The organism is Fischerella muscicola PCC 7414 (genome assembly GCF_000317205.1).
Classification (GTDB): Bacteria; Cyanobacteriota; Cyanobacteriia; order Cyanobacteriales; family Nostocaceae; genus Fischerella; species Fischerella muscicola.
Genome location: NZ_AJLK01000154.1, coordinates 1 through 13,369 on the forward strand (window position 1 = coordinate 1; position 13,369 = coordinate 13,369).

A 13,369-nucleotide genomic window follows, 5' to 3' on the forward strand; every position below is an offset into this window, starting at 1 on the left:
CGGTGGGAGGTGGGGCGGTGGGGAGATGGGGAACTCACCGGCCCCCGCGACCGACAGGGAGTGGGGATTAGGGGCAATGGGGGGCTAGGGGTCCCCACTTTGTGGGGTTGGGGGCAATGGGGAACTCACCGGCCTCCACGACCGACAGGGAGTGGGGATTAGGAGCAATGGGGAGATGGGGGGAGTGTGGGAGAATCTTTATCCGTGTCTGGTTTGTCCTCCCCGTCCTCCTTGTCCTCCAAGTCGTCCCCCTTGTCTCCCTTCCAATTCCCAATCCCCGATCACCGATCCCCTATCCCCAAATAATTCTGCACAATTTGCAAAATTCGTTCTGCTGCATGACCGTCTCCAAAAGGATTGATGGCGTTTGCCATTGCTGCATAAGCATCTGGGTTACTCAGCAATTCTACGGCGTTAGCCACTATAGTCTCTGATTTAGTACCCACAAGTTTAGCTGTACCAGCTGTGACTGCTTCTGGTCTTTCTGTAGTTTCGCGCAGAACCAAAACTGGTTTACCTAGACTAGGGGCTTCTTCTTGCAAACCACCAGAGTCAGTGAGGAGAAGATGCGATCGCATAATTGCTCCTACCAGTTCACTATAATCTAAAGGTTCTGTTAAAAAAATCCGAGGGTGATTGCCCAAACTTGCCTGTAATGGCTCTCGTACCGTAGGATTTCGATGCAATGGCAATAGTAAGGCTGTATCAGGAAACTTATCTAGTATCTGTAAAAATCCCTGGGTGATTCCTTGCAGTGGTTCTCCCCAATTCTCCCGTCGATGCACAGTCGCCAGCAAAACACGATATTTATTCCATTCCAACCCAGGTATATTACAGGCTGGTTCCTTTGCAGCCACATTCAACAGTGCATCAATCACTGTATTACCAGTCAAATGAATTTGACCTAAAACACCAGAATTTTTTAAGTTTTCCACAGCTAAAGGTGTTGGCGCAAAGTGCAATTGAGTTAGTTGTGAAATTAACCTTCTATTAGCTTCTTCTGGAAAAGGATTAAATAAATCATCTGTTCTTAACCCAGCTTCTACATGACCGACAGGAATTTTTTGGTAAAAGGCTGCCAAAGTCGCTGCAAATGCTGTGGTAGTATCTCCTTGCACCAAAATTAAATCTGGTTTCTTTTCTTGAAATAATTCTTCTAATCCTCGCAAGCTGCGGCAAGTAATATCAGTTAAAGATTGTTGCCGTTGCATAATTTCCAAGTCACGATCTGCCTTAAGGTTGAAAAGCTGCATCACTTGTTCAACCATTTCACGATGCTGTCCAGTCAAAATAACTTGTGTTTCAAAGCCTGGAAAGTCTTGGAAAATTTGAATGACTGGAGCTAGTTTAATCGCTTCTGGACGAGTACCTAAAATAATGTAAACGAGTTTGTTATTAGTCATTAGTCACTAGTCATTGGTCATTGATCAATAGTCAGTGGTCAATGGTCAATAGTCAATTGTCAATAATTATTAAGTTCAAGTCATGGCCAATTATTACAAATGACAAATGACAAAAAAGCATGAAAAAACCCGGTAAAACCGGGCAGGATGCACTGTTTGTCGAATTCAGCAATAGGTTACAGTTTGATGTCACACGTTAGTGGGCAAGCAGCATAAACGGTCTTCTGCATTTCTTCTGTTTCTCCATGCAACCAGCTTAACCACTTCACTTCTTTAGGGTGGATACCCTTAGCGGTCAGTACGCTTGCACCAATAACAACAGCCAAAACATTAAACAGAATTAAACCTCCTGCCACAAGTAAAACGGCACTAACAGGCATCACAGATTGTAGAACAATAGACAATAGACATCCGACCGTAGCCATTAAAACAACCAAAGGAAAACCGACAACCAGCAAGCATACTGCCAATGTGAAAGACCATATTAAAAAGCTTTTAACCATTAATAAGGAATCAGTCTTGCTTAAATTAGCTGTTTGTGAGAGAGCCATGAGTGTATCTCCTAAATACGCAAATCTGTTTGGAATTCAGAAGTCTTTCTTTGATGTTGATAAACAAAGGGATCAACAATTAGTGAAGTTCAGTATATAAAAACCAATTGAGAAGATGAGCATTTATTTAATAAAATTAACAGTTAAGATTTTATTATTATGGATAAACGCTGATAGCTTATTTTCGCTAAAAACTTCTTTTTGCCATCTATCCATAGATAGAGAAGCTATAAGTTACTCAATTATTTTGTGTGTGACAAGAATTCACTTCTAGCCTTCTTAATATTTCTTATCAATATCATGGCTGATTCTCATAATTTTAAGACGTGGCTGGGGTAGCAGGCAAACAAAATTTATAAAAACATCTCATCAAAAATCTCTACATGAACATGAGTTGAAGTTGTTTTGAAAATAAGGCAGAGGAGCCAGTGCGCCCTTGGGGGTTCCAAGAGTTGTAGCACGTGGCGTCACCTGGCGTCACGTGGCGTGGCAGGAGGGGTTCCCCACAAATTCGCTCTCCGAATCGCGAGTTTGTGGGGGCCCGCAGGAGGCAGATGGCAGTCCAAATGAAACAAGTTTCACTGTCAAAGATGAAAGAGGTTTTTTCTCCTACACCCCTAAACCCTCACACCCCTACACCCATTTTCAAGACATATGGCAGAAGGAAAGAAAGTTTTTTCATCTGCTCTGGTTTATGCAGTTGATGATGGCTACGTAGTTCACCTAAATTTAAAATTACATTAAATCATTTAAGGTATTTTTTATACAAACTTTTCTAAGCATAATTACTATGGTTGCATGATATGCTTATTGTGTTAAACATAGTAAAGTTAGCAAAAATAAATATATTTAACTGAAAAAATTAAAATTTCAGTTAAAAATAATACCTTGATCACCAAGTGATGAAGTTGGTCATCATTTCGTTTCGGTGGCAAATCAAAACGCAACTATAGCGATCAAAGCGCAGACAACATTTAGCCGCCTCCTGTTTCCAGCCTTTTACATAAGTTCACACAAAATCATTTGTAAAGATATATGTCAGAATCACAAAATCCATTAAATTCGGCCCCATCTGTAGCTCGTGGTGTGCCTCCGCTTCCCCCACCACCACCAACAATTAGTACGCAGCGCCAGTCTACACAAACTTCAGAAATACCAGTTGACAGAAGTCGTACTACCCCATCACCAGTTTCTCCCCCTGCTTCTGCTCATCGTCCTGGGACACCGCCACCAATGCCTAGTCCCAGTCCTGCCCGTGTCAAAAGCAATAGTTTACACCCAACTTTGAATCAGTTGGTACGGGAAGCTTATGATAATGGTATCTCTGATATTCACTTGGGTGTAGGCGAACCACCCCGCTTCCGTAACCGTGGCGAAATTCAGACTACAGATTATCCAGAAACGGATAAAGAGACTTTTATGAATTGGATGCGGGAAGTATTGACGGAAGCAGAAATTCAGCGGTTTGAAGAATACCTAGAATTTGACGGTGCAACTCAATACGAATTTGCCCGTGTGCGGATAAATATCTTTGATTCTCTCAAAGGTTATGCAATGGTCATGCGCTTAATTCCCCTCAAAATCTTAACCATTGACCAGTTACGCCTACCCCCTGTTTTCAGGGATATTTGCCATTACCACAAAGGCTTGATTCTAGTGACAGGTCCGACTGGTTCTGGTAAATCTACCACGATGGCAGCGATGATTGACTACATCAACAAAGAGATGCCTAAGCATATCATCACCATCGAAGACCCCATAGAATTTGTTCACAGAAGTCAAAAGTCCTTGATCAAACAACGGGAAGTAGGAATGCACACCCGAAAATTTGACAATGCCTTAAAAGCTGCTTTGCGGGAAGATCCAGACTTAATTCTAGTAGGGGAAATGCGGGACAAAGAAACCGTCAATACAGCCCTCAAAGCTGCTCAAACTGGTCACTTAGTTATGGGAACTCTGCATACTAATAGCGCTGTGAAAACGATTGAACGTATTCTCAATCTTTACTCAGGTGATGAACAGGATGCCATGCGGGTAGCAATTTCCGAATCTTTAGTAGCAGTGATTGCTCAAGGTTTATGTCGCACAACAGATGGCAAACGTGCTGCCTTTCACGATATTCTAATAAACACAGATGCAGTTAAAGACTGGATCAAAGATGGGAAGTACGATGAAATTACGGAATTAATGAAACAAGCTGGTTTTGATGGCATGATTACTATGAACCAGTCTTTGTTTAACCTCTACCAAGAAGGTCGCATTACTGAAGAAACAGCCTTGGAGATGTCACCGACTCCCAACGAAATGGCCCAGATGCTGCGAGGTCGAGTGTAAGAATTAAGGATAGGGGATTAGGGATCGGGGATAGGAGATTAGGAAATAATAGTTAAGAGATTAGGAATTATAGTTCTACACTAGCTTCTAAATTCTTAGTTGACTTTTAATCCCCAGCCCCTAACCTATTGATTCCCTTGACTTCAGATAGACTAATCCTACCCCAGTTATTTAAAGGCATTGCCCTGTTTACACCCGGAGGAGATTTGATTTATTGTATCGACCCCAGTAAGCAAGGTCGATGGCATTTAAATTTATGTGCAACTTTACAAGAAATCCTAGACTTGCCAGAACCACCTCATTTTTTAGTACCCTGCTACACAGCTACTATTGATCATTGGTTAGATCCACGTACTCAAAAAATACGCACTTTTGCTGAAGCTTATCCAGCTGTGATGCGACATCAAGCGTTATTAAATGCCATTTTTGGCACAGGCGACATTGTTTGGCAAAGCGCACCTTGGCAAGAAGGATTGTGTGATCGCATGGTATTAAATAGTTATCGCTCCTCGTTCCCCCAACTTTGGGAAGACCACGACTTAATCGTACGTTTAGATCCTTTTGAAGCAGTACCATACTACCAAGAAGCAACAACACTACAGATACAACCAAATACCCAAGGCTATGTTCTACGTCTGTTTGTGGCTGGACATAGCCCCGGTATTGAACGTACACTTGAGAGTCTCCACGACCTATTAGAGCAATACCTTGGCCAACCATACACCCTGAAAGTCATTGATGTTGTCAGCCATCCAGAACAAGCAGAAACAAATCAAGTTACAGCCACCCCCACCCTTGTGAAAGTTTGGCCTCTCCCCGTGCGGCGGATTGTGGGCGATTTAGATAATGTAGATAAAATTTTACAGATGTTGGGTGCAAAACAACAGAGTTAATTCATATCTTGCACCTGTTGATATTTCGCCTTCAAATCAATTTGGGGCGAAAAGCTGAAGTTAGCTTTGTGCTAACTAGAACAATGGTTGTAACCCATACTAACTCCTTGGGTGCTTTTGCTTAAAATCTTTAGTTTCGATCCCTGGTGCATTCCGGTAAGTTAACCTGAGTTTGGTGCGTAGGAATTGACTTGCTTAAAAACAGATTTTTAGGGTATTGAACAAGTAGAACAAAACTTGGCATTTGCCCTTACCCCATCCCATGTCATCTCCAACAACTCCTGAGTGCAACCAAGCCAATCTACTTTCTCGCCAACGAATTTTAATTGTGGAAGACGATCCGGTGATGCAACTGGGATTAGAGCAGTTTTTTGAAGAATTTTCTCAGTATCAAATTATAGGCATAGTTACCGATGGTTATTTGGGAGTCGAAGCTGCTGTCAAACTCCAACCGGACTTAGTGGTTATGGATATTGGTCTTCCGCAACTAGATGGAATTGCGGCAACACAACAAATTAAAGCAAATCTACCAAATATCCGAGTAGTAATTTTGACTTCTCATCAAGATGAAACAGAGATGATCGCCGCGCTTGCGGCTGGTGCTGATGCTTGCTGTATTAAAGGTACGAGCTTAGAGCAGTTATCAGTAGCTATAAGCGCCGCCAAACAAGGAGCTACCTATCTCGATCCTCAAATTGCAAAAAAAGTTATTGAACATATTAAACCTCCTGCTCCTGTTGTTAGCAATCTTGGTCAACTTTCATCGCGAGAGCTAGAAGTCCTCAAACTTATCGTCGAAGGTCGAACTAACCCAGAAATTGCAGCAGAACTGTATATGAGCCTGAGTACTGTGAAGACTCATATCCGTAGCATTATGAATAAACTTGCTGTTAGCGATCGCGTCCAAGCAGCTGTTGTGGCTTTGCGTAACGGACTACTCTAGAGGAAGCGTAAACCAAAAGGTTGTCCCTGCCCCGATGTGACTGGTGACGCCAATTTTGCCACCATGAGCAGTAATAATTTGTTTGCACACATACAGCCCTAAACCCAAACCAGGCATAAAACGAGCTTTCTCTCCTCGCGTATATAGTTCAAACACTCTGACGCACTGCTTTTTACTCATCCCCACTCCATTGTCTTGCACGCGACAGAGAATTTTTTTTTCTTGGGCGATCGCATCTAATGTCAGAGTAATTTCGTGCGGATTGTGCTTAAGAGCATTGCCAATCAGGTTACTGAACACTCGCCTTAGCTGAATCGCATCAGCGTTAACTAAAGGCAAATTATTATTGACCTGGTTCTTGACAAGAACGCGGTTTTGTGTAGCTAGAGGTTCTAAATCACAGAGGACTGAGTTAACTACCGTACTAAGTTGCAGTGGCTGACAGTGGAGTTCAACACCACGCACCTCTAAAGAATAGGCTTCTTGTAACGAGTTAATGAGACTGATTTGACGGGAATTTCCTTCGAGCAGACGCTCTAGTACTGAGCGATTGATAGTTAACTGTGACTCAGACTTTTTCAACAAGTTTTGCAGCACTATTGAAGTTCCCATTAATGGCGTGCGTAAATCGTGAGAAATAGCGTGTAAAAAAACTTGCAATTCTCGGCGCGATTCAAATTCAGCTCTTTGCCACCGTTCGTAAAGGTATACTGCTAGGTCACAGGTGAAACAAACCCAAAACATGACTAAGAAGAATTCCACAGTAAAAAGTGGATAGCCTTTTGAAGTGGTCAGGCCAAGTAGCGAATTGACACCCACATAGTAAACCAATGGCCCCAAATGTGACACTAGATGCAGCAAAGGACGAACGGGTATGAGGGTAGCCTGCACCATGAACAATAAAATCCAATTGCCAACATCAGGGCGGGCAAAACCACTAAAAGTCGCAAAGATTTGCAATACAAGTGAGATAGAGAAAGAAATGCACAAAAAAAGCACCCCTGGATAGCGATGGCCGAATTTAGTTCTGTGGAGTATCCAACAGATGAATAACAGCAGTACAATAACTGCATTTTCAATCACCAAAAGGTGTTTAAATTGCTTGGGAAATGGTTCCCAATCTTGGATATAAAATACCCGATAAATATCCAAGGCAATACTACAAAACAAGACAGCGAATGCCACCCATAAGCACGAGCTAAGACGCCGCCACAGAAATTGGTCTCGCCAAGCTTTATAATCTGCTGACTCTAGTGAAGGTTGTAACTGCTCAAATTTTGTCTGAATTTGATGAACAAGCCTATTTAATGAAGCTTTGCCCATATATATAAACTTGCTGGCTGGAGTTGCTATCACAAACTCAATTTTTGCTCACAAAACAGATTGCTCAAAAGTTGAGGTCAAAAATCTGTTGTGTAGCTATCAAACTAGCATTGATGGAGAGCGATCGCTATCGTCCGGTCGGTTATTCCTATCGGCTAGAAGATTTGAACAAAGATTTAACTCAAACTTGGCTGTGGAAGAATTGTCTTATTGGTTGACTGGTTGACTGATGTGAGATGTCAAGCCTTAGTTTTAGATTTGTGCATGTCTCAAACAGATGACAAAAATCAACTCCCCAAAGATAAGGGAGACATGAACAATGAAAAATCTCTTGAAGCGACGCAAATATTGGTCTTATATTGGCATTTTCACACTTAGTTTAGTACTCTCGGTTTGGCTGACATGCGGTAATTCTATTTACCAGCCAACTTTAGCACAAAACCCTACTAGCTACCCCAGAAATCAAGCGCTATATGTCACGATGCGGGATGGCATCAAAATAGCGATTGATGTGTGGTTGCCAAAAGACTTATCACCAGGTACCCAAATTCCTACAATTTTGAGAACTACACGCTACTGGCGGGCTGTAGACTGGATTGATGACACTCGGGAAGCTAACCCAACTACCACCCATTTTCTGCCAGTTTACAGTCAAGATATAGATACATTTAATCAAGCTGGTTATGCTGTTGTCTTAGTAGATACCCGTGGTACGGGTGCATCCTTCGGCACTGTATCTGTTCCATACTCACCGGAGGAAGTTAAAGACTACAGCGAAATTGTAAATTGGATTATTTCCCAGCCTTGGTCAAATCAAAAAGTAGGCACTTATGGCATTTCTTACGATGGCAACACCGCCGAAATGTTGGCAGTGAATAACAACCCAGCCGTGAAAGCGATCGTCCCTCAGTTTAATGACTTCGATTCTTATGCCCATCTTCTCTTCCCTGGCGGTATTTTGAATGAAGGATTTCTCAAAGGGTGGAGTCAAAGCAACAAACTCTTTGATTTATCACCATGTTCTTTTGCTCAAGCAGAAGATATTTGCGAAGATTTCAAGAAAGCTGGCATTATCGGGGTTAAACCAGTAGATGAAGATAAAGACCGACGGTTGCTTGCAGAAGCAATTCAACAACATTTTGCCAATGTTGACGTGTACGAAGCAGCCAAGCAAATTACCTATCGCGATGATTCTTTCGGTCAATCGGATCTGACTATAGAAAACATCAGTCCCTACAACTTTAAAAAGGACATTGAACGCTCGAACGTCGCAATTTATAGTTGGGGTAGTTGGCTAGATGCTGGAACGGCAGATGGGGTACTGAATCGCTTCATGACATTTAAAAATCCTCAAAAGGCAACTATTGGGCCGTGGACTCACGGTGCTTACAAACAAGCAAATCCCTACTTGCCTCCCGATAGTCCAGTCACACCATCTCGTGAAGAGCAACTGGCAGATATCGTCAATTTCTTCGATACCTACCTCAAAGACATCTATAAAAAACCAAAACTAGAACGAGAGTTAAAGTACTATACTCTAGCCGAGGACAAGTGGAAAACTACTAAAGTTTGGCCGCCTGTGGGTACAAAAAACCAACGTTGGTTTTTAGGGGCAAATAACAGTTTGGCAACCACTCCACCGACTCAACAAAATGGCGAGGATAATTACACAGTCAATTTTGAAGCGACCACTGGTAAAGATACACGTTGGGCGCAAAATTACGATCGCAACAACTATCCTGATCGCTCCGTTGAAGACCAAAAGTTACTCACTTACACCAGCGATGTACTGAAAAATGATGTAGAAATTACCGGTAATCCTGTAGTTACGCTCTACGCTTCCTCAAATGCTAACGATGGTGCTTTCTACGTTTACCTGGAAGATGTGGATGAAAACGGTAAGGTAATATATATTACCGAAGGTCAGCTACGACCCCTGCACCGTAAAATATCTAATCAGGCTCCTCCCTATGTAATCTTTGGCCCTTACCATTCGTTCAAACAAAAAGATGGACTGCCTTTAGAATCAGGAAAAGTAAATGAACTATCTTTCAATCTTCTACCTACCTCAGTGTTAGTTAAAAAAGGACACCGGATTAGAGTAGCGATCGCTGGACACGATCAAGACAACTTTGTTCGCTTACCAGCAGAAGGTATACCAGAAATCAGCATACAGCGAAATGCAGTTTTTGCTTCCTATATCGACTTACCTGTGAGCAGAGGTAAGCAGAGATAGCAACAGTGGTGCAGGCGTCCTGCCTGCCATTGTTTTGGCATTCAAATATTAAAATTCAAATAGACCTATGTGTTGTGCCAGAAGTGCCATAGCACCTCTGGTAAACTTTTAAGAATTGGTATTATTTGAGTATCAAATCCTCTATGGCTTGCTGCAAATCTTTGGTAAAACCCGCAACTGCTTGTCTGGCACCTTGACGACTTCCTTTATACACCGGATACCGTTCCGAAATCGATAAAGGTTCACCCACAGTAATTTTTGCTCTCTGTTTACCTAAAAGCGGTCGCTGGAAAGGATTACCACCTCTAATTCGAGTTACTACATCCCAAATGAGTAATGTTGTTTCAGCGAAGCGTTCGGCAGTAGGTTTTTCGTTGACATAATTACCTGTGACAGCAACCAAACTTTCTACTAAACGCATGTGCCACATCCGCAAATTCGCTTCTTCGGCAATGCGATCGCCTAAATCTCTTTCTAAAGATGACAGTGCTTTTACATTTTTATAATCTTCTCTAAAAATATAATTCCAACCTGCCTGTTCTACTCGGCGACAGCGATCATTAAAATTACCCTTTGGTTGTAAATCAAAATACTGTTCTGCTACTTGTAAAACTATATTTAAAAGTGCATTGAGACGAGCAGCAATAAATATATTTATTTCTTCAGATTGTGCTGGGATTTCTGGCAATTTTTGATGATAAAACCGTGTGTAAAAATCTTCCATTAAACTGAGCAAACGTTCTGCTAATCGTAACAAGCGGGGGTAGAGGGAACTGGGAAGATGAGGATGTGAGTGACCGGAAGTAGTGCGAGGTAAACCACTGTAAGTTTCTAATTTAGTTAATAAATTAGCGATCGCACCCCAAGGAACTGCAACATAACTATATTGAATTCCTACTGGTACAATGAGAACCTGTTCATCTCGCCCAGCTTTGTGCAAGTCTTCAGCACACCAAAAACCCATTTGGGCGATTCCAGGTTCGAGGGGATTAACAATCTCTGAAAGCCCATTGGTAGCACCTTCTGGTGCCGCAGCCATTGGAAAGCGCCCATTGGCAAACAAATCGCGTGCTGAACGCAAACCTATCCAGTCAGCTTTCCCCCGTTGAATGGGTGTTGCACCCAACTTAGAAGCAATCCAGCCGACATGGGAACCCGCCCATAGAGTAATACCGCGATCGTAGATAAAATGAGCATGGATTGGATGCTGTAGCGATATTCCCTGCTGTCGTGCTACCCTTGGCACGAGTTGGGAAAGCAAGTAGCCCAAACACAATGGATCTGTAGCTTGAGGATGGCGAAATGCTATCAAAAAACGAATCTTTCCCTCTTGAAACTGGCGGTAGAGATTTACTAAAACCTCTACGTTATCTGCTTCAATTTGGCTAATTGCTGTTTTCCAGCGTAAGTAGCTGGGTAAACCTAGCTGAATAACTCGTAAAACCGAGGGGTTAAATGCTGGTGGAATAAATTCTAGGGGCGGCTGTGCTTGATTAATCACATCAGGCAAGGTAAAGTTCTCCGGTAATGGCGAGTGGATATTTAGACTTTAACTAAGTTAGAGATTAGCAACACTGAAAAAGGGACAAACGATGCGACTGTCACAAATGTTATTCGTTACACTGCGGGATGATCCAGCCGATGCTGAAATCCCCAGTCATAAATTACTAGTGCGCGCAGGTTACATTCGTCGCATCGGTAGCGGTGTTTACGCATATTTGCCATTGATGTGGCGGGTACTGCAAAAAGTCTCTCAAATTGTGCGGGAAGAAATGAACGCCACAGGGGCCCAAGAATGTCTCTTACCGCAACTACAACCAGCAGAACTATGGCGTGAATCTGGCAGATGGGATACTTACACCAAAGCTGAGGGTATTATGTTCGCCCTCACTGATCGTCGCGAACAAGAATTAGCATTAGGGCCGACTCATGAGGAAGTGATCACGATGATCGCTCGTGATCTGATTCGCTCTTACCGACAACTACCCCTGAATCTCTACCAAATTCAAACTAAATTCCGCGATGAAATTCGTCCCCGCTTTGGTTTGATGCGTGGACGGGAATTCATTATGAAGGATGCTTATTCCTTTAATGCCGATGAAGAAAGTCTGAAAAAAACTTACCAGGATATGTACCAAGCCTACAGCAATATGCTGCGGCGTTCTGGTTTGAGTTTTCGTGCTGTAGAAGCTGACTCTGGAGCGATTGGTGGTACTGGTTCCACGGAATTTATGGTTTTGGCGGAAGCTGGCGAAGATGAAGTCCTCTACACCGAAGATGGACAGTACGCTGCTAATGTGGAAAAAGCTGTTTCTCTACCAGCCGATGCGGAAACTTCCCCATTTACAAGTTATGAAAAACGGGAAACTCCGGGAACTGAGACAATTGAAAAACTTTGTGATTTCCTCAAATGTTCTCCGACTCAAGTTGTAAAAAATGTCCTCTACCAGGCACTATATAATAACGGCACAACGGTTTTGGTACTGGTGAGTATTCGGGGTGATCAGGAAGTTAACGAAGTCAAGTTACAAAATGAGTTAACAAAACTAGCTTCTCAATATGGTGGAAATACGGTTCTGAAGTTAGCAGTACCTGATGCAGACGCCCAGAAAAAATGGGCGGCGAAAACTTTACCTTTGGGTTATATTGCGCCGGATATTGCCGATGATTACATTCAACCCCTTAACGGGGGGACTGAAGGGGGTTCAGTCCATCCGCAGTTTTTGCGCTTGGTAGATAAAACTGCTGTTGATTTAAAGAACTTTGTCACGGGTGCGAATGAATCTGGCTATCACGTAGTTGGTGCGGATTGGAGAAAGCAATTTAAACTACCAGAGACTATGGTAGATATACGCAAAGCCAAAGCAGGCGATCGCGCCATACATAACCCTGAACAAACTTTAAAAAGTGCGCGGGGGATTGAAGTCGGGCATATTTTCCAGCTGGGTACAAAATACTCAATCGCAATGGGAGCAACTTATACCAACGAACAGGGAGAAGAAAAACCACTTGTGATGGGTTGTTACGGTGTAGGAGTGTCACGCTTGGCACAAGCGGCGGTAGAGCAATCTTACGATCAAGACGGGATTATTTGGCCTGTAGCGATCGCACCTTATCACGCCATTGTCACGATTCCTAACATCAACGACGCTCAACAAGTAGAAATTGCCGAACAACTTTACACAGAACTCAATCAAGCTGGAATTGAAACCCTCCTCGATGATCGCAATGAACGAGCAGGAGTAAAATTCAAGGATGCAGATTTGATTGGCATACCCTACAGAATTGTCACAGGAAGAGCGATCGCCAATGGCAAAGTCGAAGTAGTCGAAAGAAAAAGCCGCAATTCTCACGAAATCCCGATCACGGAAGTTGTATCTACTCTTAAAGGGTGGATCTCGCAAGCAGTAAGTTAGGAACTGGGGATAGGGGGGACAAGGAAGACAAGGGGGACACGGGAGACAAGGAGGACAAGGAAGACAAGGGGGACAAGAAAGAAATTTTTCTCCCCATCTCCCCACACTTCCCCCACCTCCCCATTGCCCCTAATCCCCACTCCCTGTCGGTCGCGGGGGCCCCGAGTTCCCCATCACCCCATCACCCCATCACCCCATCACCCGATCTCCCCATCACCCCACTCTCCCCACTCTCCCCACTCACCCCACTCTCCCCACTCATCCCCACTC

General features: G+C 43.2%; 10 protein-coding genes and 1 pseudogene. 7 read left to right on the forward strand and 4 right to left on the reverse strand.

The genetic code is table 11. The features are described from left to right. Positions 1-281 precede the first annotated feature (281 nt). Positions 282-1,403: a non-hydrolyzing UDP-N-acetylglucosamine 2-epimerase gene (gene wecB / locus UYI_RS0124290; RefSeq protein WP_016869278.1), complete on the reverse strand. Its 1,122-nt coding sequence runs from the start codon at positions 1,401-1,403 to the stop codon at positions 282-284. Between the two features lie 176 nt (positions 1,404-1,579). After that, on the reverse strand, positions 1,580-1,954 hold the full coding sequence (locus tag UYI_RS0124295) for a hypothetical protein (RefSeq protein WP_009456418.1): 375 nt from the start codon (positions 1,952-1,954) through the stop codon (positions 1,580-1,582). Between the two features lie 1,035 nt (positions 1,955-2,989). On the opposite strand from UYI_RS0124295, the gene UYI_RS0124305 reads away from it, so the two are divergent. From UYI_RS0124305 to UYI_RS0124315, 3 genes are all read left to right on the forward strand, one after another. Further along, positions 2,990-4,288 carry a type IV pilus twitching motility protein PilT gene (locus UYI_RS0124305; protein WP_016869280.1) on the forward strand — a complete coding sequence of 433 codons (1,299 nt, stop codon included), beginning with the start codon at positions 2,990-2,992 and terminating at the stop codon, positions 4,286-4,288. Positions 4,289-4,416: 128 nt separating this feature from the next. Then, positions 4,417-5,181 carry a circadian clock KaiB family protein gene (locus tag UYI_RS0124310; protein WP_016869281.1) on the forward strand — a complete coding sequence of 255 codons (765 nt, stop codon included), beginning with the start codon at positions 4,417-4,419 and terminating at the stop codon, positions 5,179-5,181. Between the two features lie 262 nt (positions 5,182-5,443). Beyond that, positions 5,444-6,124, forward strand: a complete 681-nt coding sequence (locus UYI_RS0124315) for a response regulator transcription factor (RefSeq protein WP_016869282.1) — start codon at positions 5,444-5,446, stop codon at positions 6,122-6,124. On the opposite strand, the gene UYI_RS34225 is transcribed toward UYI_RS0124315, so the two are convergent. Beyond that, positions 6,116-7,447: a sensor histidine kinase gene (locus UYI_RS34225; RefSeq protein WP_016869283.1), complete on the reverse strand. Its 1,332-nt coding sequence runs from the start codon at positions 7,445-7,447 to the stop codon at positions 6,116-6,118. The two genes, UYI_RS0124315 and UYI_RS34225, sit on opposite strands and share 9 nt — an antisense overlap. Positions 7,448-7,491: 44 nt before the next feature. Between UYI_RS34225 and UYI_RS37160 the strand changes: the two genes are divergently transcribed. Next, a complete protein-coding gene (locus UYI_RS37160) occupies positions 7,492-7,665 on the forward strand; it encodes a hypothetical protein (RefSeq protein WP_157226386.1) in 174 nt (57 codons plus the stop codon). A gap of 101 nt (positions 7,666-7,766) precedes the next feature. Beyond that, positions 7,767-9,683: a CocE/NonD family hydrolase gene (locus UYI_RS0124330; RefSeq protein WP_016869285.1), complete on the forward strand. Its 1,917-nt coding sequence runs from the start codon at positions 7,767-7,769 to the stop codon at positions 9,681-9,683. 121 nt (positions 9,684-9,804) lie between these two features. On the opposite strand, the gene UYI_RS0124335 is transcribed toward UYI_RS0124330, so the two are convergent. Next, on the reverse strand, positions 9,805-11,193 hold the full coding sequence (locus UYI_RS0124335; protein ID WP_016869286.1) for a glycerol acyltransferase: 1,389 nt from the start codon (positions 11,191-11,193) through the stop codon (positions 9,805-9,807). An 82-nt stretch (positions 11,194-11,275) separates the two neighbouring features. On the opposite strand from UYI_RS0124335, the gene UYI_RS0124340 reads away from it, so the two are divergent. Together UYI_RS0124340 and UYI_RS39265 are read left to right on the forward strand one after the other, a co-directional pair. After that, the gene (locus UYI_RS0124340; protein WP_026086148.1) at positions 11,276-13,099 is read left to right on the forward strand and encodes a proline--tRNA ligase; all 1,824 of its coding nucleotides are present in this window, start codon (positions 11,276-11,278) and stop codon (positions 13,097-13,099) included. Next, a pseudogene (locus UYI_RS39265) lies at positions 13,075-13,369 on the forward strand (hypothetical protein); the annotation flags it as partial. The gene UYI_RS0124340 and the pseudogene UYI_RS39265, both read left to right, overlap by 25 nt.